The organism is Streptomyces sp. NPDC048331 (assembly GCF_043201215.1).
Lineage (GTDB): Bacteria > Actinomycetota > Actinomycetes > Streptomycetales > Streptomycetaceae > Streptomyces.
In genome coordinates, this window is record NZ_JBICYT010000024.1 from 1 (window position 1) to 21,238 (window position 21,238).

The 21,238-nt window shown below is 71.7% G+C and carries 18 protein-coding genes; 9 read left to right on the forward strand and 9 right to left on the reverse strand.

All coding sequences use genetic code 11. The annotated features are described in order from the left end of the window. Positions 1–124: 124 nt before the first annotated feature. Genes ACGFYY_RS29020 through ACGFYY_RS29045 form a run of 6 tightly spaced genes read right to left on the reverse strand, consistent with a single transcriptional unit; the run spans position 125 to position 6,289 of the window. Positions 125–721 carry a Uma2 family endonuclease gene (locus tag ACGFYY_RS29020; RefSeq protein WP_393713840.1) on the reverse strand — a complete coding sequence of 199 codons (597 nt, stop codon included), beginning with the start codon at positions 719–721 and terminating at the stop codon, positions 125–127. Between the two features lie 47 nt (positions 722–768). Next, positions 769–2,079 (reverse strand): DUF58 domain-containing protein, encoded by a 1,311-nt coding sequence (locus ACGFYY_RS29025; RefSeq protein ID WP_393713842.1) that lies wholly within the window; start codon positions 2,077–2,079, stop codon positions 769–771. Then, positions 2,079–3,065, reverse strand: coding sequence for an AAA family ATPase (locus ACGFYY_RS29030; RefSeq protein ID WP_393713844.1), 987 nt, complete (start codon positions 3,063–3,065; stop codon positions 2,079–2,081). Before ACGFYY_RS29030 ends, ACGFYY_RS29025 begins: the two co-directional genes overlap by 1 nt. Then, complete coding sequence (locus ACGFYY_RS29035; protein WP_393713846.1) at positions 3,062–4,345, reverse strand: DUF4350 domain-containing protein; 1,284 nt, start codon at positions 4,343–4,345, stop codon at positions 3,062–3,064. Before ACGFYY_RS29035 ends, ACGFYY_RS29030 begins: the two co-directional genes overlap by 4 nt. Continuing rightward, positions 4,342–5,022 (reverse strand): DUF4129 domain-containing protein, encoded by a 681-nt coding sequence (locus tag ACGFYY_RS29040; RefSeq protein WP_393713848.1) that lies wholly within the window; start codon positions 5,020–5,022, stop codon positions 4,342–4,344. The genes ACGFYY_RS29035 and ACGFYY_RS29040 overlap by 4 nt, the downstream gene beginning before the upstream one ends. Positions 5,023–5,029: 7 nt before the next feature. Continuing rightward, positions 5,030–6,289: a hypothetical protein gene (locus tag ACGFYY_RS29045; RefSeq protein WP_393713850.1), complete on the reverse strand. Its 1,260-nt coding sequence runs from the start codon at positions 6,287–6,289 to the stop codon at positions 5,030–5,032. Positions 6,290–6,602: 313 nt separating this feature from the next. Here ACGFYY_RS29045 and mtrA point away from each other — a divergent pair, with 313 nt between their 5' ends. The 6 genes from mtrA (at position 6,603) to ACGFYY_RS29075 (ending at position 13,934) form a co-directional block, all read left to right on the forward strand. After that, a complete protein-coding gene (gene mtrA / locus ACGFYY_RS29050; RefSeq protein ID WP_200904315.1) occupies positions 6,603–7,292 on the forward strand; it encodes a two-component system response regulator MtrA in 690 nt (229 codons plus the stop codon). A gap of 22 nt (positions 7,293–7,314) precedes the next feature. Further along, positions 7,315–9,264 carry an MtrAB system histidine kinase MtrB gene (mtrB, locus tag ACGFYY_RS29055; protein WP_365269012.1) on the forward strand — a complete coding sequence of 650 codons (1,950 nt, stop codon included), beginning with the start codon at positions 7,315–7,317 and terminating at the stop codon, positions 9,262–9,264. After that, on the forward strand, positions 9,254–11,128 hold the full coding sequence (locus tag ACGFYY_RS29060) for an LpqB family beta-propeller domain-containing protein (protein ID WP_393713852.1): 1,875 nt from the start codon (positions 9,254–9,256) through the stop codon (positions 11,126–11,128). Before mtrB ends, ACGFYY_RS29060 begins: the two co-directional genes overlap by 11 nt. Before the next feature lie 66 nt (positions 11,129–11,194). Continuing rightward, a complete protein-coding gene (locus ACGFYY_RS29065) occupies positions 11,195–11,953 on the forward strand; it encodes a ComF family protein (RefSeq protein WP_393713854.1) in 759 nt (252 codons plus the stop codon). A 326-nt stretch (positions 11,954–12,279) separates the two neighbouring features. Beyond that, complete coding sequence (gene hpf / locus ACGFYY_RS29070; protein WP_030724158.1) at positions 12,280–12,975, forward strand: ribosome hibernation-promoting factor, HPF/YfiA family; 696 nt, start codon at positions 12,280–12,282, stop codon at positions 12,973–12,975. A gap of 212 nt (positions 12,976–13,187) precedes the next feature. After that, positions 13,188–13,934 (forward strand): response regulator transcription factor, encoded by a 747-nt coding sequence (locus ACGFYY_RS29075; RefSeq protein ID WP_365268940.1) that lies wholly within the window; start codon positions 13,188–13,190, stop codon positions 13,932–13,934. Positions 13,935–14,004: 70 nt separating this feature from the next. Here the strand turns inward: ACGFYY_RS29075 and ACGFYY_RS29080 are convergent, their stop codons facing one another. Both ACGFYY_RS29080 and ACGFYY_RS29085 read right to left on the reverse strand, forming a co-directional pair. After that, a complete protein-coding gene (locus ACGFYY_RS29080; protein ID WP_365268942.1) occupies positions 14,005–15,165 on the reverse strand; it encodes a DNA glycosylase AlkZ-like family protein in 1,161 nt (386 codons plus the stop codon). A gap of 207 nt (positions 15,166–15,372) precedes the next feature. Beyond that, entirely contained in the window at positions 15,373–15,948 is a 576-nt protein-coding gene (locus ACGFYY_RS29085; RefSeq protein ID WP_393713857.1) for a GNAT family N-acetyltransferase, read from the reverse strand. Positions 15,949–16,188: 240 nt separating this feature from the next. Here ACGFYY_RS29085 and secA point away from each other — a divergent pair, with 240 nt between their 5' ends. Then, positions 16,189–18,987 carry a preprotein translocase subunit SecA gene (gene secA, locus ACGFYY_RS29090; RefSeq protein WP_365268948.1) on the forward strand — a complete coding sequence of 933 codons (2,799 nt, stop codon included), beginning with the start codon at positions 16,189–16,191 and terminating at the stop codon, positions 18,985–18,987. 170 nt (positions 18,988–19,157) lie between these two features. Here secA and ACGFYY_RS29095 read toward each other — a convergent pair whose 3' ends face one another. Beyond that, positions 19,158–19,607 (reverse strand): Rv3235 family protein, encoded by a 450-nt coding sequence (locus ACGFYY_RS29095; RefSeq protein ID WP_365268951.1) that lies wholly within the window; start codon positions 19,605–19,607, stop codon positions 19,158–19,160. A 302-nt stretch (positions 19,608–19,909) separates the two neighbouring features. Here ACGFYY_RS29095 and ACGFYY_RS29100 point away from each other — a divergent pair, with 302 nt between their 5' ends. Then, positions 19,910–20,410 carry a DUF6912 family protein gene (locus ACGFYY_RS29100; RefSeq protein WP_393713860.1) on the forward strand — a complete coding sequence of 167 codons (501 nt, stop codon included), beginning with the start codon at positions 19,910–19,912 and terminating at the stop codon, positions 20,408–20,410. Further along, the gene (locus tag ACGFYY_RS29105; protein WP_365268957.1) at positions 20,407–21,102 is read left to right on the forward strand and encodes an HAD family hydrolase; all 696 of its coding nucleotides are present in this window, start codon (positions 20,407–20,409) and stop codon (positions 21,100–21,102) included. The genes ACGFYY_RS29100 and ACGFYY_RS29105 overlap by 4 nt, the downstream gene beginning before the upstream one ends. Positions 21,103–21,238 lie beyond the last annotated feature (136 nt).

Sequence of the window (21,238 nt, forward strand, 5' to 3'; positions counted from 1 at the left end):
GGGGACCCTGTGGGAGAGTAGGACGCCGCCGAACAATCATTGTGGGAAAGCCCCGCACCTTATGGTGCGGGGCTTTTCTGCGTTCACGGGCCGATACCGTTCCCTACACGGCCGGGGCCGGCTCCTACCAGTCGGCGGGATAGCTCTTGAGGGTGCTCGTGTCGAGTGTCCAACGGCCGGCGGTGACGGTGTCTCCGAAGGCGTAGGGAACCGTCTTTCGGTATCGCGTGCCGTCGGGTCCGTCCGAGGGGTCGCTGTGCACGGTGACCGACTTCTTGTGCCTGCGCGGATCGACGACGACGTACAGGGGGACTCCCATCCTTGGGTAGTCGTGCAACTTGTCGCGGATGTCAGTGAGGGAGTTCGTACGGGAGACGACTTCCACGACCAGCAGGACGTCGCGCGAGTTGACGACCTTCGCCGTGTCGTCCGTATCCTCTTCCGCGATGACCATGAGGTCGGGCACCTTGGTCAAGCCGGTCTCGGGGTCGCCCATGTTCGTATCGTTGAGAGCCATCACCTCGGGTGTCTGCGCCTCGATCTGGCGGCGCATGCGCACCACGTTGAGGCCGTGGGGGGCGGTGGGGCTCATCATCGTGAGGAAGATCTGACCGTCTGTGGTCTGCACCTTCCACCGGTCTTCCTGGTGCTCGGCCAGCTCCGCGAGCTGCTCCGCGAAGTCGTGCATTCGACGCATCTGCTCGGGGGAGAGGTCGGCCATGGTGTCCTCCTGGTGGGTGCCTTGGCCAGCGTATCCAGCCCTGCGGGCTAGAGGCGGCCCGCGGCCTTCAGGGCGAGGTAGGCGTCCGCCAGGGCCGGGGCCAGGGTGTCCGGGGTGGCGTCGACCACGTGGACCCCGTGGCGGGACAGCTGGTCGGACGTGCGGCGGCGTTGGGACTGGGTCTGGGTGCCGGCGGCGGCCTCGTAGACCGCGTCCACGGTGCCCCGGGAGGCGGTCATCGCCGCTACGTGCGGGTCGGCGACCGAGGCCAGGAGGACCGTGTGGCGTTGGGTGAGACGGGGGAGCACCGGGAGCAGGCCCTCCTCGATCGGGGCCGCGTCCAGACTCGTCAGGAGAACCACCAGGGACCGGCGCGGGGCGCTGCGGAGGATGGTGGAGACCAGGGTCCTGGCGTCCGTTTCGACCAGCTCCGGTTCCAGGGTGGCCATCGCGTTGACGAACGACGGGAGCGTGTCGGCCGCCGAGCGGCCCTGGACCTGGGCGCGCGGGCGGCGGTCGTGGGCCAGCAGGTCCACGCGGTCACCGGCGCGGGTGGCCAGGGCGGCCAGGAGCAGGGCCGCGTCCATCGCGGAGTCCAGCCGGGGGGCGTCGCCGACGCGGCCCGCCGAGGTGCGGCCGGTGTCGAGGCAGATGAGGATGTGCCGGTCGCGTTCGGGGCGCCAGGTGCGGACGGCCACCTTGTTCTGGCGGGCGGTGGCCCGCCAGTCGATGGAACGGGTGTCGTCGCCGGGGACGTAGTCGCGGAGGCTGTCGAACTCGGTGCCCTCGCCGCGGGTCAGGACGCTGGTACGGCCGTCGAGTTCGCGCAGGCGGGCCAGTCGGGACGGGAGGTGCTTGCGGCTGGTGAAGGGCGGCAGGACCCGGACGGTCCAGGGGGCGACCTGGGAGCGCTGGCGGGCCCACAGTCCCAGCGGGCCGTAGGAACGGATCGTGACGCGGTCGGCCTGGCGGTCGCCGCGGCGGGTGGGCAGCAGCCGGGTGGTCAGCCGGCGGCGTTCGCCCGCGGGGACGACCACCTCGTGGCGGGACGCGCCGCTCTCCGTGCCCGGGAGCCAACTGCTCGGGGGCCAGGCGTCACGGACGCGGGCCCGGAGCTTGCGGCCGCTGGGGTTGGTGACGGTGAGGTGGACCTCCGCCGGTTCGCCGAGGCGGACCGAGGTGTCCCCGGAGCGGCCCAGCACGAGGCCGCGTACGGGCGCCGCGAGGGCGCCGTCGAGTGCGCAGGCCAGTGCGATCGGGCCGTTGACCGCGAGCATGCCGGTCCAGCTCGGTTCGAGGAGGCCGACCGGGATGCTGCCGAGGGCCGCCAGCAAGGCGGCGCGTCCGGTGAGGGCCATCAGCGCGGGACGGGGACGTGGGAGAGGATCGCCGTGATCACGGCGTCGGCGGTGACTCCCTCCATCTCCGCTTCCGGGCGCAGTTGGACGCGGTGGCGCAGGGTCGGCAGGGAGAGGGCCTTCACGTCATCGGGGGTGACGTAGTCGCGGCCGGTGAGCCAGGCCCAGGCGCGGGCGGTGGCCAGCAGGGCGGTCGCGCCGCGCGGGGAGACGCCGAGAGTGAGGGACGGCGATTCGCGGGTGGCGCGGCAGATGTCGACGACGTAGCCGGCGATCTCGGGGGAGACGGATACCTGGGCGACGGCCTGGCGGGCGGCTTCGAGCTGGGCCGGGCCGGCGACGGCGCGGATGCCGGCGGCATGCAGGTCGCGGGGGTTGAAGCCGGCGGCGTGGCGGGTCAGGACCCCGATCTCGTCCTCGCGGGAGGGCAGGGGGACGGTGAGCTTGAGGAGGAAGCGGTCCAGCTGGGCTTCCGGGAGGGGGTACGTGCCCTCGTACTCGACCGGGTTCATGGTGGCGGCGACGAGGAAGGGGTCGGGCAGCTTGCGCGGTTTGCCGTCGACCGTGACCTGGCGTTCCTCCATGGCTTCGAGGAGGGAGGACTGGGTCTTGGGTGGGGTGCGGTTGATCTCGTCCGCGAGGAGGAGGTTGGTGAAGACCGGGCCGTCCTGGAAGGAGAACTCGGCGGTGCGGGCGTCGTAGACGAGGGAGCCGGTGACGTCGCTGGGCATCAGGTCCGGGGTGAACTGGACGCGCTTGGTGTCGAGTTCGAGAGAGGCGGCCAGGGCTCGCACGAGGAGGGTCTTGGCGACGCCGGGGACGCCTTCGAGGAGGACGTGGCCGCGGCACAGGAGCGCGACGACGAGGCCGGTGACGGCGGAGTCCTGACCGACCACGGCCTTGCCGATCTCGGTGCGGAGCGCTTCGAGGGAAGCGCGGGCGCTGTCCGCGGTCACTGCCGTGGACTCGGTGGCCGGGTACGTCATGACGTACGGACCTCTCTTTCGAGGGCGTCGAGGTGGTCGGCGAGCGCGACGAGTGCCGCGTCGTCGGAAGGCGTGGTGCCGAAGAGGAGGGCGGTCACGTCCCGGGGCTCGCCGGTCAGGCGGGCGGAGACGGCCGGGGCCAGTGCCGCGGGGTCGTGGGCCTGGGTGTGCGGTACGCCGACCAGTGCGGCGAGGCGTTCGCGGGTGGCGGCGCGCAGCACGGTGGCGGCGCGGTCGCGGGCGTCGGCCTTGCGGTAGAGGCGGGCGCGGCCCTCGGTGGCCTCGGAGGCGCGGATGGCGACGGGGAGCTTCTCGGTGACGAGGGGGCCCAGGCGTCGGGCGCGCCACAGGGCGGCGAGGACGGCGGCGACGAAGAGTTGGAGCAGGGCCCAGGACCAGCCGGTCGGGACGAGTTCGAGCAGGCTCTTGTTCTCGTCGGAGGACGCGGTGTCGGGGTCGGAGTCCGCGAGGGACGGCAGGTACCAGACGAGGTCGGGGCGGGAGCCGAGGAGTTGGAGGGCGAGGGAGGCGTTGCCTTCGTCGGCGAGGGACTCGTTGAGGAGGATCGTCTCGGAGCCGAGGACGACGGTGTCGCCGCCGGTGGGGCCGGTGGGGAGGACGAGGAGGGTGGGGTCGCCGGCGCTGGGGTAGCAGGCGGTGGCCCTGGGGAGGGTGGTGGTGTAGCGGAGGCCGCCGCCGGTGTCGGCGCGGCCGGCCGAGGTGGCGGCGGGCAGGGAGCAGCCCGGATCGGGGTGTTGCGTGTCGGCGTCGCCCGCGGTGCGTACGCCGGGGGAGAGATCGGTGAGGCTGTGGCTGCTGGGAGCGAGGAGGACGGTGCGGCCGCCGGAGAGGTCGATGGCCGAGCGGATGACGCCGCGTTGGGTGGCGCCGAGCCGGTCGGGGTCGGTGACCAGGAGGGTGGTGCGGGGGCCGGCGGCGTCGGCCGCCTCGCGGGCGGTGGTGACGACGCGGGTGGTGACGCCGCGTTCCTTCAGGAGCTCGGCGACGGCGTGGCTGCCGAAGGGATCGGTGGTGCGGGGGTCGAGGTAGCCGTGGTGGGAGCCGGAGTTGAGGGCGGCCGTGGCGATGACGCCGGCGGCGAGGACGGCAACGGCGGTGAGGGCGCGGCGGATCCGGCGGACGCGGCGGATGCGCGCGTCGGCGTCGGCGTCGGCGTCGGCGGGTGCGGGGAGGGGGGCGGTGCCCTCGGGCTCCCGCGCCTCGTCCGCGGGCGGGGCGGAAAGCGCCGTCGGTGAGGCCGGGTCGGTCGGGCCGGTCATGCGGTGGGTCCCGTCAGCAGCGGCTTTGCGCGGTCCAGGGTGAGGTCGAGGGCGCGCAGGCGGGCGTACGTGTCGGCGTCGGCGGTGCGTCCGCCGTAGGTGACGTCGTCGAAGGTACGGGCGGCGGCGCGGAGTTCGGCGGCGTGGTCGGGGAGGGTGACGGCGGCTTCGGCGGCGGCCTCGTCGGCGGTGCGGCCGGGGCGCGGGTCGAGCAGGGTGCGCTCCTCCAGGGCGCGGACCACGGCGCGCATGCGTTCCTGGACGGCTTCGGTCCAGCGGCCGGCGGCGGCGTGGGCGTCGGCGGCGGTGCGGTGGTCGGCGGCGCTGCGGGCGCCGTCGGTGAAGAGGACGCCCGCGCCGGTGGTGATCCGGCCGGGGGTGCCGAGGCGCCACCAGAGGGCGCCGACGGCGAGGAGGACGAGGACGAGGATCACGAAGAGGCCGAAGCCGCCTCCGGGGGTCGCCCCGGAGGCGGCGCCGAGCACGTCGTCGAGCCAGTCGAAGAACTTGCGCAGGGCGCGGTCGAACAGGCTCGGGTCGTTCTCGTGGTACATCGGCTTGGACAGTTCGCGCTCGGCCGCTTCCCTGGCGGGTTCGCGCGGTGTGGTCACCGGTGGTGTCTCGGCGTTCGGCAGGAGCGCCCTGGCGCGGGTGATGAGGCCCCCCGTACTCATCATCTGTGCGTCAGCCTCCGGTCGTGCCGTAGTTCTCGAGGCCGGCGGCCCGGGCGAGCTCCAGGTCGAGTCCCTCGCGGCGGATGCGCTGGTCGACGTAGAGGAGGACGGTGACGCCGGACTGGAAGGGCATCACGATGGTCTGCGCGATGATCAGGCCGATCGCGGGGCCGATCAGTACGCCCCAGTTGGTCATGCCGCTGCCGTCCTCGAAGGAGTCGAGGCCACCGCTGAAGGCGAGGAGGCTGATGATCTGGAACGGGGCGACGATCATCGCCGAGATGAAGAAGGCGATGACGGTGGTGAGGACCGTGATGCCGAAGATCCTCCACCAGGTGTCCTTGACCAGCTTCGAGGACCGCGCGAAGGCCTTGATGACGCTGCTCTTCTCCAGCATCAGGGCGGGCGAGGCCAGGCTGAACTTGATGCCCAGCCACACCAGGAGCGGCACCCAGACGAAGACGCCGAGGATGACGAGGCCGACGCTGTCGGTGAGGGCACCCGGCAGGATCAGGACGGCGCCGAGCAGCACGGCGCCGAGGGCCAGCAGCAGGGTGAGCCCGATCAGGCGCAGCAGCTGGGGGCGGGCCTCGCGCCAGGCGCCGGAGACCGAGGACTGATGGCCGAGCACGGCGCGGCTGAAGACCATCGTGAGCATCGCGGTGACCACGATCGTGCCGAGGGCCTGGATGAACTGGATGACCACGGAGGCGCCGATGGTGCTCCCGAGCGAGTCGAAGACCTCTTCGGGGCCGGCGTCCGGGTCCGCGGTGAAGGCGATGTCGTCGAGCATGAACTTCTGCACGATCACGCTGATGACCTGGACGACGGTGGCCACGACGAGGGTGATCGGCAGGACCGAGCGCCAGTGGGTGCGCATGGTGGCGACCGCGCCGTCGAGGATCTCGCCGAGGCCCAAGGGCCGCAGCGGGATCACACCGGGCTTGGCGGCGGGGGGTTGGCCCCACTGGCCGGGGCCGCCCGGGTAGCCGTACTGGGCGCCGTTGTGGCCCGTCTGCGGGGTGCCTGGCTGCTGTCCCCAGCCCCCGGTGGGCTGCGGCTGGGCCTGGGGGGTCTCGGGCGTGGCGCCCGGGCTCGACCACTGACCGGGCGGCGGCTGCTCGGCGGACCACTTCGGGTCGCCGGCGGGCTGCGCGGGCTGTTCGGGCTGTGCGGGCGCTGCGGGCTGCTGCGCGTCGCCGTCGGTGCCCGGCCGCTCGCCGTCGGACGGAGAGGATCCGGGCGTAGCCCAGCCCGGAGAGTCGTTCATCGTCACTCCTTCATGTGCGCCTGCCGCGGCGGGGCGCTGGTCGCTGCCATCGTGCCACGTAGGGGGCCCGAACGGAGTAGGGGGTGGGCGGCGGATCGGGCGTGGTGGCGGGGTGGGGAGGGGCGGTTCGGGGCGATCCCGACCGGTCGGTCGATCCTGGGCGGTACTGCGGGGTCCTCACAGCCCGTACCTTCAATAGTCGACCCGATCGGGGGCAGACTGGTGGGGCTGATCTCCACGCAGGTCCGAGGGTCGATTTCCAGCCCTTTTGGCTGTGGGACAGCTCACCGCCGGGTAACGATTAGCTAATGGGATGATGTCAAGCATGAAGGGACGAGTCCTTGTCGTCGACGACGACACCGCGCTGGCCGAGATGCTCGGCATTGTGCTGCGTGGAGAAGGTTTTGAGCCGTCGTTCGTAGCGGACGGTGACAAGGCGCTGGCTGCCTTCCGGGAGGCGAAGCCCGACCTGGTGCTGCTCGACCTCATGCTGCCCGGGAGGGACGGCATAGAGGTGTGCAGGCTCATCCGGGCCGAGTCCGGCGTGCCGATCGTCATGCTCACCGCCAAGAGCGACACGGTGGACGTCGTCGTGGGCCTGGAGTCCGGGGCCGACGACTACATCGTCAAGCCGTTCAAGCCGAAGGAGCTGGTGGCCCGGATCCGGGCGCGTCTGCGCCGGTCGGAGGAGCCGGCTCCCGAGCAGCTGACCATCGGTGACCTGGTCATCGACGTGGCCGGGCACTCGGTCAAGCGGGACGGCGCGTCCATCGCCCTGACCCCGCTCGAGTTCGACCTGCTGGTCGCCCTCGCGCGCAAGCCCTGGCAGGTCTTCACCCGTGAGGTGCTGCTGGAGCAGGTCTGGGGCTACCGGCACGCGGCGGACACCCGCCTGGTCAACGTGCACGTGCAGCGCTTGCGCTCCAAGGTCGAGAAGGATCCGGAGCGCCCCGAGATCGTCGTGACGGTGCGCGGTGTCGGCTACAAGGCCGGACCCAGCTGACGTGCAGTCCGGCACCTCCGGCATGTCCGGCAGGGCCCCGGGCGGCTCCCGCCCGTGGAAGCTGCGCTTCGGGCGGCTGTTCCGGGACCGGGCATCGAGCAGCCGGGTACTGCGGCTGTTCGTACGCCTGGCGCGGCGGCCGCTGCTTCCGGCTGTCCGGTTGTGGCGGCGCAACATCCAGCTCCGGGTGATCGCCGCCACCCTGTTGATCTCGCTCGCCGTGGTCCTCGCCCTGGGGTTCGTCGTCATCGCCCAGGTCAGCAGGGGTCTCCTGGAGGCCAAGGAGGAGGCGGCGCAGAGCCAGGCCGCGGGCGGGTTCGCGGTGGCGCAGGAGAAGGCCAACGCCCCGGCCACGGTGGACGGGCCCGACGCCACCGACAACAAGGTCGGCCGGGACGCCAGTACGTGGATGAACTCCCTGGTCAAGCAGTTGGCCAGTGGTGGCCAGACCGCCTTCGAGGTCGTCGCGCTGGGCGCGGGCACCGGTGACGAGGCACTGCCCGGGACGCAGGGCGTCAAGGGCGCCCGGGCCTCCGGCAACGTGGACCCGACCGCCAGCGTCCCGCTGGGGCTCCGCCGGTCCGTCAACCGAGCCACCGGCGCCTTCAAGACCTTCTCCGAGATCCGGTACACCAGCGGGGACGGGGCGAAGGAGCCCGAGCCGGCGCTGGTCATCGGCAAGCGGCTCTCGGACATCAACGGCGACCCGTACGACCTGTACTACCTCTTCCCGCTCACGCAGGAGGAGGAGTCCCTCAACCTGATCAAGGTCACCATCGTGACCGCGGGTCTGTTCGTCGTCGTCCTGCTCTGCGGCATCGCCTGGCTCGTCGTACGCCAGGTGGTGACCCCGGTCAGGATGGCCGCCGGGATCGCCGAGCGGCTCTCGGCCGGGCGGCTGCAGGAGCGGATGAAGGTCACCGGTGAGGACGACATCGCGCGCCTCGGCGAGGCCTTCAACAAGATGGCGCAGAACCTCCAGAACAAGATCCAGCAGCTGGAGGAGCTGTCCCGGATGCAGCGCCGCTTCGTCTCGGACGTCTCGCACGAGCTGCGCACCCCGCTGACGACCGTACGGATGGCCGCCGACGTCATCCACGACGCGCGGGTCGACTTCGACCCGATCACGGCACGCTCCGCCGAGCTGCTCGCGGGGCAGCTCGACCGGTTCGAGTCGCTCCTCGCCGACCTGCTGGAGATCAGCCGCTTCGACGCCGGGGCCGCGGCCCTGGAGGCCGAGCCCATCGACCTGCGTGACGTCGTCCGCCGCGTCATCGACGGAGCCGAGCCGCTCGCCGAGCACAAGGGCACCCGGATCCGGGTCCTGGGCGACACCCAGCCGGTCATCGCCGAGGCCGACGCCCGGCGGGTGGAGCGGGTGCTGCGCAATCTGGTCGTCAACGCCGTGGAGCACGGCGAGGGCCGCGACGTGGTGGTCCGGCTGGCGTCCGCGGGCGGGGCCGTCGCCGTCGCCGTACGGGACTACGGCGTCGGGCTGAAGCCCGGCGAGGCCACCCGCGTGTTCAACCGCTTCTGGCGGGCCGACCCGGCGCGGGCGCGCACGACCGGCGGGACCGGCCTGGGCCTGTCCATCGCCGTCGAGGACGCCCGGCTGCACGGTGGCTGGCTGCAGGCCTGGGGCGAGCCGGGCGGCGGCTCGCAGTTCCGGCTGACCCTGCCGCGCACGGCCGACGAGCCGCTGCGGGGCTCGCCCATCCCGCTGGAGCCCGAGGACTCGCGGGCCAACCGCGCCAACCGTGCCCGGGCCGCGGCCGAGGCCGAGGCCGCGGGGGGCGCGGCGGAGCGTACGCCCGCCGACGCGGGTGACCGTTCGCCGATACCGCCGCGCTCGCCCGTCGCCGGAGCGATGCCGGTGCCCGCCGACCCGACGGCCCTGCCGGGGAACGGGGCCAGGGTCGTGGCCCGCCCGGCCGACCAGGCACAACAGGAGGACCGAGCCGATGGACGCTGAGCCCTTGGACGCGCGGGCGGAGCGTGCGCGGGTGCGGCGCCGGCGGCTGCGTACCGTACGGGCGTACGCCTTCGGGGCGGCCGGGCTGCTGCTCGCCGGCTGTGCCTCCATGCCGGACAGCGGTGACATCCGCCCGGTGCAGGCTTCGCAGGGCGTGGACTCGCAGGTCCGGGTGTTCGGCGTACCGCCCGCGGACAAGGCCAGCCCGGCGGAGATCGTCGACGGCTTCCTGGAGGCGATGACCAGCGACGACCCGCAGCTGGAGACCGCCCGCAAGTACCTCACCGAGGCCGCCGCGAAGAGCTGGAAGCCCGGATCCGCCGTCACGGTGCTCTCCTCGGGACTCAACCGGGTTCCGAACCGGGGCGAGAAGGACCCCGAGGGGCCCCGCTGGAAGGTGACCGGCAAGAAGCTGGCGACCGTCGACGAACACAGCGCGTACCAGCCGCAGACCGGGGCAAGGGAGTACGAGGAGTACCTCCAGCTCGTCCAGAACGAGGACAAGCAGTGGCGGATCTCGACCCCGCCGAGCGGGCTCGTGCTCAGCGAGTCGGACTTCCAGCGCATCTACATGCCGGTCAACAAGTACTACTTCGCGGGCGGCACACTCGTCGCCGACCCGGTCTACGTGCGTCAACGCACCGATCCGGACTCGCGGATGGACCCGACCACGCAGACCGTGCAGTCGCTGCTGGCCGGGCCCTCGCGGTGGCTGGCCCCGGTGGTGGAGTCCAGCTTCCCCACCGGTACGGAACTGGGTCCGGGTACCAAGTCCCTGTCGTACGACGGGCAGAACACGCTGCGCGTGCCGCTCAACGAGAAGGCCGAGAACGTCGCGCAGCCGCAGTGCAAGAAGATGGCCACGCAACTCCTGTACACCGTCAAGGATCTGACGGGCTCCCGGCTCGACCAGGTCGAGCTGGTGCGGGCCGGCGACAAGCCGACCTCGCTGTGTTCGGTGAGCGAGGTGAGCGCGGCCGCGATCGCGGGCCGGCCCAGGATTCCCGAGTACCAGTACTTCGTCGACAACGACAAGCGGCTGGTCCGGATGAAGTTGGACACGAGCAGCGAGGACCAGCAGGCCCGGTTCGAATCGGTGCCGGGGCCGTTGGCCACGCCTCCGGGGTTCAAGGTCAGGTCGGCGGCGATCACCCACGACGAGCGTCGGGCGGCCGTGATCTCCGAGGACGAGCACGCGCTGTACGTCGCCACGCTGGTCGGGGGCGGGGCGATGCCGCAGCCGTTGCCGATCGGCAGGGGCGGCAAGTCGGCGTTGTTGACCGCGCCGAGCTGGGACGCCTCGGGTGATCTGTGGGTCGCCGACCGGGATCCGCAGGCCCCGGGGTTGTGGCGGGTGCCCGGCGGTGCCGGGACGCCGGAGAAGGTCCAGGTGGCGGGGCTCGACGGGCGCCGGATCGCCTCGCTGAAGGCGTCGGCGGACGGGGCGCGGATCGCGCTGCTGGTGGAGCAGCCCGACAGCAACAAGGTCCTGTACGTGGGGCGGATCGAACGGCCCGACGGCAAGACGGACTCCTCGGCGGTGTCGGTGCGCGAGCTGCGCCCGGCGGCCCCGCAGATGGTCGACGTGACGGCGATGAGCTGGGCGCCGCGCGGGCGGTTGCTGGTGGTGGGCCGGGAGAACGGTGGTGTGCAGCAGGCCCGCTACATGCTGGCCGACGGCTCGATGGTCGCGGCGAGCCTGCCCGGGGCCACCGGGCTGTCGGAGGTGGCGGTCGCGGCCACGGAGGACGAGGCGAAGCCGAAGCCGGTGGTCGCCTACTCGGAGGACGGGATCGTGTGGCTGCCGCCGGGGGCGCAGTGGCGCACGGTGGCGGGTGGCCGGTCTCCGGTGTACCCGGGCTGACCTGCCCGCGCGTACGGATCGTCCACAGGGGTCGCGGGCCGGGGCCGCGGCCGTCACTGTGGAGCCATGCGGGAGTGGTGGCAGGAGTTCGCCGGGCTGGTCCTGCCGGCGGACTGCGCCGGCTGCGGGGCGGTCCGGGTGCTGGTGTGCGTCGAGTGCCGGGACGCGCTGAACGGGGCCGGGGAGGGGCCGGTGCGGCCGTCTCCGCGGCCCGCGGGGCTGCCGGTGGTACGGGCCGCCGCCGTGTACGAGGGAGCCGTACGGAGCCTCCTGCTGGCCCACAAGGAGCGCGGGGCGCTGCCGCTGGCCGGGGTGCTCGGTGCCGCCCTGGCGGTGGCCGTCCTGGGTGGCACCGCGTCCGGTGGTGCCGGTGGTGCGGCCGGGGCGGGAGGTACGGGAGGTGTGGTGCTGGTCCCGGTGCCGTCGGCGCGGCGACAGGTCCGGGCGCGCGGGCACGATCCGGTGCGCAGGATCGCCCTGGCGGCCGCGGGTCGGCTGCGGCGGGTCGGTGTCCGCGCGCGGGTGGCGCCCGTACTGGGGCTGCGGCGGGCGGTGGCGGACCAGGCCGGGCTCGGGGCCCGGGAGCGCAGGGAGAACCTCGCGGGGGCGCTGGCGGTGCGCCGGGGCGCGCGCGGGCTCCTGCCGGACGGGGCCCCGATCGTGCTCGTGGACGACCTCGTCACCACCGGGGCGACGCTGGCGGAGGCGGCCCGGGCGGTACGTGCCGCGGGGCTGGTCACGGGCCCGCGGGCGGCGCTGCGGGCGGCGGTGGTGGCCGCGCCCGGGGACTCGTTCAGACGCATCGAGCGGGTGTCGCGCGTTTGAGCAACTCGTACAGAAGAAAAATCTTGTGAATAGATTCGGAACTGGCGGGGAAGGCCCATCGTTGCAGGTAGTAAGAGGGAACAGCCACTTCGTCGGAAGTACATTCCGGTAGCGGGTGCCGACAACCGCCATAGAGGGATATGTTCGGTTGTAAGGAACTCAGGAGGCTGTCTCTCGACTCCGAAGTCGGTGGGGTGTTGATCTTGCCGATGGGGGAGGAGGAGGTGAAAGTCGCCAAGTCCGAGGCTCCGGCCTTCACCGGAGTCTGGTGCGAAAGGGAGACGCTTCGCCCCGTCGGGCGGAGCTATCCGGGAACGGAGTTCTGCGTGGACATCGTCGTCAAGGGCCGCAAGACCGAGGTGCCCGAGCGGTTCCGCAAGCACGTGGCCGAGAAGCTGAATCCGGAGCGGATCCAGAAGCTCGACGCCAAGGTGATCAGCTTGGACGTCGAGGTGTCCAAGGAGCACAACCCGCGTCAGGCCGACCGTTCCGACCGCGTGGAGATCACCCTGCGTTCGCGGGGCCCGGTGATCCGTGCCGAGGCCGCCGCCGCCGACGCGTACGCGGCGCTCGACCTGGCTCAGGACAAGCTGGAGGCCCGGCTGCGCAAGCAGCACGACAAGCGTTACACCCGCCGCGGCAGCGGCCGGATCCCGGCGGCGGAGGTCGCCGACGTGGTGCCGGGCGTCGCATCGCTGAACGGCAGCGGCCAGCCGGTGTCCGAGGAGAAGAAGGACGGGGTACCGATCACCCGGATCGGATCCATCGAGGTGCAGGGCGAAGGCCCGCTCATCGTCCGCGAGAAGACCCACTCGGCCGCACCGATGTCGCTCGACCAGGCCCTGTACGAGATGGAACTGGTCGGCCACGACTTCTATCTGTTCGTCGACTCCGAGACGAAATTGCCGAGTGTCGTCTACCGCCGGCACGCCTATGACTACGGAGTCATCCACGTGAACCCGGACGGTGCCTCCAGCTCGGAGGAGCCGCGGGGCGGCGCCGGTGGCGCGCTCGGCGGCTGAGGTCGACCACATCCGTTCATCGCCCCCGGGCAGGCGCTCAGGCGCCTGCGCGGGGGCGCCTGTGTGACGGGTGTGCGACGGGTATGCGCCACGTGGCTCACTTGTGGCCCCCGGGCCGTGGTGCGGGCATGGAATCATGGCGTGCAGTCAACCGGCTGCGGTGTGTGTCCGGTTGGCCCAGCAGCAGCTGAGCACATGCAGGGGGAGGAACGATGGCGGACAGCTTCGGGCCGGTGCGCGGGGACGGCGGCGTCGCGGGCTGCCGTGCGACGGACGACCCGGCGCAGGAGACCGACCGGGAGCCCATCAGGGTGCTCGTGGTCGATGACCACGCGCTCTTCCGGCGGGGACTGGAGATCGTCCTCGCGCAGGAGGAGGACATCCAGGTCGTGGGCGAGGCCGGGGACGGGGCGGAGGCCGTGGACAAGGCGGCCGACCTGCTTCCGGACATCGTGCTGATGGACGTGCGGATGCCCCGGCGCGGTGGGATCGAGGCGTGCACCTCGATCAAGGAGGTGGCCCCCTCCGCGAAGATCATCATGTTGACGATCAGCGACGAGGAGGCGGACCTCTACGACGCGATCAAGGCGGGCGCGACCGGGTACCTGCTGAAGGAGATCTCGACGGACGAGGTGGCCACGGCGATCCGGGCGGTGGCGGACGGCCAGTCGCAGATCAGCCCGTCGATGGCGTCGAAGCTGCTCACCGAGTTCAAGTCGATGATCCAGCGGACCGACGAGCGGCGGCTGGTGCCCGCGCCGCGGCTGACGGACCGGGAGCTGGAGGTCCTGAAACTGGTGGCCACCGGTATGAACAACCGTGATATCGCCAAGCAGTTGTTCATTTCCGAGAACACCGTGAAGAACCACGTCCGCAACATCCTGGAGAAGCTGCAGCTGCACTCCAGGATGGAGGCCGTGGTCTACGCGATGCGGGAAAAGATCCTCGAAATCCGTTAGTCGGGAGCGGTCGGGAGCGGTCGGGAGCGGTCGGGAGTGTCCGGCCCGGCCGGCGGGGCATTCCCGGTGCTCAGAGCGCGGCCAGTTCCGCGGTGACGGCCGCCGCTTCCGCGGGCGAGCTCGCGCGTTCGACGCGTACGTCCTCGCAGCCGACCCATTCCGCCGCCTCCCGCAGTGCCAGGGCCATCGGGCCCGCGGCCTTCGGTGAGGTGAGGGAGAGCTGCCGGGCGACCAGTGTGCGGCCCTCGCGGGCCGGGTCGACGCGGCCCTGGAGCCGGCCGCCCGCCAGCAGCGGCATCGCGAAGTACCCGTGGATCCGCTTCGGCTTGGGCACGTACGCCTCCAGGCGGTGCGTGAAACCGAAGATCCGCTCCGTGCGGGGACGGTCCCAGACCAGGGAGTCGAAGGGCGAGAGCAGCGTCGTGCGGTGGCGGCCCCTGGGGGTCTGCGCGAGAGCCGCCGGATCCGCCCAGGCCGGCTTGGACCAGCCCTGCACCTCGACCGGGACCAGCCCGGAGTCGGCGACCACCGCGTCGAACTCCTCGCCCTTGAGCCGGTGGTAGTCCGCGATGTCGGCGCGGGTGCCGACGCCCAGGGACCGGCCGGCGAGGGCGACCAGGCGGCGCAGGCACTCGCGGTCGTCCAGGTCGTCGTGGAGCAGCGCGTCGGGAACGGCCCGCTCGGGAAGGTCGTAGACCCGCTTCCAGCCGCGGCGCTCGCTGCAGACCACCTCGCCGGTGTCCAGCAGCCACTCCACCGCGATCTTGGTCTCGGACCACTCGAACCATTCGCCGCCGTTCTTGGCGCCGCCCAGCTCGGTGGAGGTCAGCGGACCGTCCGCCTTCAGCCGGTCCAGGACCGCCCGCGTCGAGTGCTGCTTGTCCTCGAGGATGTGCCAGCGGTGGCCGCGTGCCCGGTTGGCCCGGCGGCGGAACGCGAAATGCGGCCACTCCTCGATCGGCAGGATGCAGGCGGCGTGCGACCAGTACTCGAAGGCGTGCCGGTCCGACCAGTAGGCCCGCTCGACGGTGTCCCGGCCCACCGCGCCCAGGCGCGCGTACGGGATCAGCTCGTGCGAGCGGGCCAGGACCGAGATGGTGTCCAACTGCACGGCGCCCAGGTGGCGCAGGACCCCGCGGACCCCGCCGCGCCGGTCGGGCGCCCCCAGGAAGCCCTGCGCGCGCAGGGCGATTCGGCGGGCTTCGTCGGCGGACAGCGAGAGCAGGGTCATCCGCGCAGCCTAAGGGCTGTCCCGTAATCCCCGGCGGGCGCGCGGCGCCAGCTACGGCACCTCACCGCGTTGTCGGGATCGCCCGAATACGCCCAGTATGCGGACGACCCTCCGCCTTGCGATGCACCGCATCTGACGCCGCGCGCCGACCCGCCGCGGATTACGGGACAGCTCTTAGGGGGGACCACCGACAGCGGGGCCGGAACCTCAGGCGGCGGGTGCCGGGAGGTACGGCGTCCGCGAGGGCAGGCCCAGGTCGGAGGGGAGGAGGGCGCCGATCCAGCAGTCGCGGTAGGTCTCGCGCTGGATGATGCCGGCCCGCAGCATGCCCTCGATCCGGAAGCCGGCCTTCTCGGCCACGGCGCGGGAGCCCACGTTGCCCACCTCGGCCCGCCATTCCAGACGTCCGATGCCGAGCTCGGTGAAGGCCCAGCGGGCGACGCCCAGGACCGCCTCGGCCGTGTAGCCCCGGCCGCGGTGCTCGCGGACCGCCCAGTAGCCGACCTCGTAGCTCTCCGCGCTGTGGACGTGCAGGCCGACGGACGCGACCAGCGGGCCCTCCGCCCCCAGGCGCACGGCGAAGGGGAAGGCCTTGCCGTCGCGCCAGCCGTCGGGTGCGGTCTCGGTCACCCAGGCGTGCGCGTGCTCCTCCTTGTAGGGGGAGGGAACCAACGTCCAGCGCTGGATGTCCGGGTCCTGCGCCGCGGCGTAGACCTCGGCCTCGTCCGCGGGGACGAAAGGCCGCAATACCAAACGGTCCGTCTTCAGTGTCGTGGGCTCCATGAACGAATTCTGCTGCCGTCCCGACATCGGGGGCGAACAATTTTCGGTGATCCCTGCGGGCCATGCGGCACCTTCGGTGTCCCCCGTACGTTCTCAATCCGGGCACCCGTGCCCTCACAGGAACGGCGGACCTCCCGACGTGGCCACGTCCTCGCTTACGATGGCCGTTGCGGTGGGGCCCACCTGCCGTGCCCGTGTACGTACAGTGCCCAGGCCCGACCGGCAAGGAGACAAACCTCGGTGTCCGTCTTCAACAAGCTCATGCGTGCAGGCGAAGGCAAGATCCTGCGCAAACTGCACCGCATCGCGGACCAGGTCAACTCCATCGAAGAGGACTTCGTCAACCTCTCCGACGCCGAGTTGCGGGCGCTCACGGACGAGTACAAGCAGCGTTTCCAGGACGGCGAGAGCCTGGACGACCTGCTGCCCGAGGCCTTCGCGACCGTGCGCGAGGCGGCCAAGCGCGTCCTCGGCCAGCGGCACTACGACGTCCAGATCATGGGTGGCGCGGCGCTGCACCTCGGCTACGTGGCCGAGATGAAGACCGGTGAGGGCAAGACCCTCGTCGGCACGCTGCCCGCGTACCTGAACGCGTTGTCGGGCAAGGGCGTCCACCTGATCACGGTGAACGACTACCTCGCCGAGCGTGACTCCGAGCTGATGGGCCGGGTGCACAAGTTCCTCGGCCTGGAGGTCGGCTGCATCCTCGCGAACATGTCGCCCGCGCAGCGCCGCGAGCAGTACAACTGCGACATCACCTACGGCACGAACAACGAGTTCGGCTTCGACTACCTGCGCGACAACATGGCGTGGTCCCAGGAGGAGCTCGTCCAGCGCGGCCACAACTTCGCCGTGGTCGACGAGGTCGACTCGATCCTCGTCGACGAGGCCCGTACCCCGCTGATCATCTCCGGCCCGGCCGACCAGGCCACGAAGTGGTACGCCGACTTCGCGAAGCTGGTGACCCGCCTGACCAAGGGCGAGGCCGGCCAGCCGCTGAAGGGCATCGAGGAGACCGGCGACTACGAGGTCGACGAGAAGAAGCGCACCGTCGCCATCCACGAGACCGGTGTCGCCAAGGTCGAGGACTGGCTCGGCATCGAGAACCTCTACGAGTCGGTGAACACCCCGCTCGTCGGTTACCTCAACAACGCGATCAAGGCCAAGGAGCTCTTCAAGAACGACAAGGACTACGTCGTCATCGACGGCGAAGTCATGATCGTCGACGAGCACACCGGCCGTATCCTCGCCGGCCGCCGCTACAACGAGGGCATGCACCAGGCGATCGAGGCGAAGGAAGGGGTGGACATCAAGGACGAGAACCAGACCCTCGCCACGATCACCCTGCAGAACTTCTTCCGCCTCTACTCGAAGCTGTCCGGCATGACCGGTACGGCCATGACCGAGGCCGCCGAGTTCCACCAGATCTACAAGCTCGGTGTCGTCCCGATCCCGACCAACCGGGGCATGGTCCGCAAGGACCAGCCGGACCTGATCTACCGGACCGAGGTCGCGAAGTTCGCCGCCGTCGTCGACGACATCGCGGAGAAGCACGAGAAGGGCCAGCCGATCCTCGTCGGTACGACGTCGGTCGAGAAGTCCGAGTACCTCTCGCAGCAGCTCTCCAAGCGCGGCATCCCGCACGAGGTGCTCAACGCCAAGCAGCACGACCGTGAGGCGACGATCGTCGCCCAGGCCGGCCGCCGGGGCGCGGTCACGGTCGCCACGAACATGGCCGGCCGCGGTACCGACATCAAGCTCGGTGGCAACCCGGACGACCTCGCCGAGGCCGAGCTGCGCCAGCAGGGCCTGGACCCGGAGGAGCACATCGAGGAGTGGGCGCACGCCCTGCCCTCGGCGCTGACCCGGGCCGAGGCCGCGGTGAAGACGGAGTTCGAGGAGGTCAAGGAGCTCGGCGGGCTGTACGTGCTGGGCACCGAGCGCCACGAGTCGCGCCGCATCGACAACCAGCTGCGCGGTCGTTCCGGCCGTCAGGGCGACCCGGGCGAGTCCCGCTTCTACCTGTCGCTGGGCGACGACCTGATGCGCCTGTTCAAGGCGCAGATGGTCGAGCGCGTCATGGCGATGGCGAACGTCCCCGACGACGTGCCGATCGAGAACAAGATGGTGACGCGCGCGATCGCGTCGGCCCAGTCGCAGGTGGAGACCCAGAACTTCGAGACGCGTAAGAACGTCCTGAAGTACGACGAGGTCCTCAACAACCAGCGTGAGGTCATCTACGGCGAGCGCCGCCGCGTCCTGGAGGGCGAGGACCTCCAGGACCAGGTCCGCCACATGATGGACGACACCATCGACGCGTACATCACGGCCGAGACGGTCGAGGGCTTCGCCGAGGAGTGGGACCTGGAGCGCCTGTGGGGCGCCTTCCGCCAGCTCTACCCGGTGAAGGTCACCATCGAGGAGCTGGAGGAGGCCGCGGGCGACCGCGCGGGCATCACCGCCGAGTTCATCGCGGAGTCCGTCAAGGACGACATCCACGAGCAGTACGAGACGCGCGAGAAGACGCTCGGCTCCGAGATCATGCGTGAGCTGGAGCGGCGCGTGGTCCTGTCGGTGCTCGACCGCAAGTGGCGTGAGCACCTGTACGAGATGGACTACCTGCAGGAGGGCATCGGCCTGCGGGCCATGGCCCAGAAGGACCCGCTGGTCGAGTACCAGCGCGAGGGCTTCGACATGTTCAACGCCATGCAGGAGGGCATCAAGGAGGAGTCCGTCGGCTACCTGTTCAACCTGGAGGTCCAGGTCGAGCAGCAGGTCGAGGAGCTTCCGGTGCAGGACGCGGCGCCGTCGCTGACGAAGGAGCCGGCGGGTGTGCGGCCGGAGATCCGGGCGAAGGGGCTGGACGCTCCGCAGCGGCCGGACCGCCTGCACTTCTCCGCCCCGACGGTGGACGGGGAGGGCGGTGTCATCGAGGGCGACTTCGACAGTGACGCCGTCGGCGGTGAGGGTGACGGGATGACGCGGGCGGAGCGTCGCAAGGCGCAGAAGGCCGCCGGTGGGCGTCGCCGGAAGAAGTAACCCCGCGCGGGGTTTCGCGTGAGCTGTCGGCCGGGGCCGGGCACCTTCGGGGTGTCCGGCCCCGGCCGCGTCGTGCCGGTGTCGGGTGCCGTGCGGCGCCGTTGCCGGGGTCGCTGCCCCCGGACCCCCGCGCCTCGAACGCCGGCGGGGCTGAATCGGTCGGCGGGAGGTCACGGGCGGGGGCCCTGGATCTCCACTGCCGCGCAGCGCCAGCGGAGGTCCGGGCCCTGTTCGAGGCGGAAGGCCATCGCGGTGAGGCGGTCGCCCGTGGCGATGCGGGCGAAGGCCTCGATCACTCCCGGGCCGGGGGTGAAGCGGCCGCACCGGCGGACCACCGGGCGCAGGCGGTCGCGCAAGGGGTCCGTCGGGGCCAGGGTGATCAGCTGCTGGTAGGCGGGGCCGATGGTGTGGCCGAGGAGTGAGTGGACCGGGCGCAGGCCGCTGATCACCGCGAGGAGGTGTTCGGCGAACCAGTGGTGCGGGCCCTGTCGCAGGGCACGCGGCGGTCCGGCCGGGCGTCGTGGGTCGCGGCGGCCCGCGGGCCGGGTCCGGGTCCGGCCCGCGGGCCGTCGGCGGCTGCCGTCGTTGCCGGTCGTCGTGCCGCGCACCGTGGTGTCCATCGCGAGCTGCCCCCGTACGGTCCGGGCCCGGAGCGGTACCGGGCGGTAACTTGATGGGGATCTTCTACGGCCGGCGCACCCCCTGCGCAACCACGCTCGCGGCCCGCCCGGCCACCGCCCCGCTTCACCTATCCGGGTGGGCGGCGGCCGCTCACCGGCCTCGGGCGGCGCCCGCGCGCGGACCCGGGTGGACGGGCGCGGCTCCCGGTGCGGCGCCCCGAAGGGGGACGGAGTCCCTCACCCGGCCGGCCCCGCCCGAGTCGTATCCTGAGGGCGTTTCCGACTACCGAAAGCAGCCGGCCATGCGTGTGTACGTCCCCCTGACCCTCCCCGGGCTCGCCGAGGCGCACAAGGCGGGTGAGCTGGGCCCCGCCCCGCTGACGGCGTACGCCGTCACGCCCGGGCTGCGCGAGTGGTACGTGTCGGAGGACATGGAGGAGCTGGAGTACGCCGCCCTGAACCGGGCCGCGCTCGCCTCCCTGCGCATGGTCGCCGCGGACGCGGGCGCCCCGCGCCGCCGCGTCGTGGTCGCCCTCGACGTCGACGACAAGGCCGCCACCACCGCGCCCGGGGCCGACGAGGCCGGACTGGGGCGGGTGACCCTCGCCGCCGCCGTACGGCTCGCCGTGGCCGCCGCCGTGCACCTGGACGCCGACGACGCCGACGAGGACGTGGCCGCCGCCGTGCGGGCCCTGGAGGCCGCCGACGGCGGGGACGCGGACGCGCAGGACACGGTCGACGCCGCCGAGGACCACGACCTGCTGTGGTTCGGCGTGCAGGAGATTCCGGGGCTGCTGAAGTGATAGACGCGAACACCACGACCGCCGTCACGACGCTCCCGAACCACATCGTCTGGGACTGGAACGGCACGCTCCTCCACGACATCGACGCCGTCATCGTCGCGACCAACGCCTCCTTCGCCGAGCTCGGCTTCGCGCCGATCACCCTGGAGACCTACCGCGACCTGTACGTCGTACCGGTACCGAAGTTCTACGAGCGCCTCATGGGACGGCTGCCCACCGACGAGGAATGGCTCGTCATGGACGACACCTTCCACCGCCACTACTGGGCCGCCGCCGCGGACTCCGGGCTGACCGACGGTGCCCGCGAGCTGCTCCGGGACTGGCAGCTGGACGGGCTCACCCAGTCCCTGCTGTCCCTCGCGCCCCACGACAAGCTCGTCCCGCTGGTCCGGGCCCACGGCATCGACCAGCACTTCCTGCGCGTCGACGGCCGCGTCGGCCCCTCCCACACCTCCAAGGCGGGACACCTCGTACGCCACCTGGCCGCCCTGGACGGGACGGGTGTGACGGCGGACCGTACGGTCCTCATCGGAGACGCCGTGGACGACGCCCTCGCCGCCGCCCACGTCGGCGCCCGAGCGGTGCTCTACACGGGTGGCTCGCACAGCCGCAGCAGTCTGGAATCAGCCGGAGTGCCGGTCGTGGACAGCCTGGCCGAGGCCGTGCAGACCGCTCGCGAGCTGGCCGGATAGCGACGGAACACGCCGCTGCACGGACAGCTCGTCACGTCGCCGGCCATAGTGTCAAAGTTCCACCCCAAGATTTGTACAGATGCAGCGAATGACGTCCTGGGGGTAGGTCGGGATAGCCTTGTACCCGTGATCAGCG

Bases quoted from the DNA above. Each gene is read 5' to 3' on its own strand.
- ACGFYY_RS29020 (WP_393713840.1), bottom strand. From the start codon at position 721: ATGGCCGACCTCTCCCCCGAGCAGATGCGTCGAATGCACGACTTCGCG.
- ACGFYY_RS29025 (WP_393713842.1), bottom strand. From the start codon at position 2,079: ATGGCCCTCACCGGACGCGCCGCCTTGCTGGCGGCCCTCGGCAGCATC.
- ACGFYY_RS29030 (WP_393713844.1), bottom strand. From the start codon at position 3,065: ATGACGTACCCGGCCACCGAGTCCACGGCAGTGACCGCGGACAGCGCC.
- ACGFYY_RS29035 (WP_393713846.1), bottom strand. From the start codon at position 4,345: ATGACCGGCCCGACCGACCCGGCCTCACCGACGGCGCTTTCCGCCCCG.
- ACGFYY_RS29040 (WP_393713848.1), bottom strand. From the start codon at position 5,022: ATGATGAGTACGGGGGGCCTCATCACCCGCGCCAGGGCGCTCCTGCCG.
- ACGFYY_RS29045 (WP_393713850.1), bottom strand. From the start codon at position 6,289: ATGAACGACTCTCCGGGCTGGGCTACGCCCGGATCCTCTCCGTCCGAC.
- mtrA (WP_200904315.1), top strand. From the start codon at position 6,603: ATGATGTCAAGCATGAAGGGACGAGTCCTTGTCGTCGACGACGACACC.
- mtrB (WP_365269012.1), top strand. From the start codon at position 7,315: ATGTCCGGCAGGGCCCCGGGCGGCTCCCGCCCGTGGAAGCTGCGCTTC.
- ACGFYY_RS29060 (WP_393713852.1), top strand. From the start codon at position 9,254: ATGGACGCTGAGCCCTTGGACGCGCGGGCGGAGCGTGCGCGGGTGCGG.
- ACGFYY_RS29065 (WP_393713854.1), top strand. From the start codon at position 11,195: ATGCGGGAGTGGTGGCAGGAGTTCGCCGGGCTGGTCCTGCCGGCGGAC.
- ACGFYY_RS29075 (WP_365268940.1), top strand. From the start codon at position 13,188: ATGGCGGACAGCTTCGGGCCGGTGCGCGGGGACGGCGGCGTCGCGGGC.
- ACGFYY_RS29080 (WP_365268942.1), bottom strand. From the start codon at position 15,165: ATGACCCTGCTCTCGCTGTCCGCCGACGAAGCCCGCCGAATCGCCCTG.
- ACGFYY_RS29085 (WP_393713857.1), bottom strand. From the start codon at position 15,948: ATGGAGCCCACGACACTGAAGACGGACCGTTTGGTATTGCGGCCTTTC.
- ACGFYY_RS29095 (WP_365268951.1), bottom strand. From the start codon at position 19,607: ATGGACACCACGGTGCGCGGCACGACGACCGGCAACGACGGCAGCCGC.
- ACGFYY_RS29100 (WP_393713860.1), top strand. From the start codon at position 19,910: ATGCGTGTGTACGTCCCCCTGACCCTCCCCGGGCTCGCCGAGGCGCAC.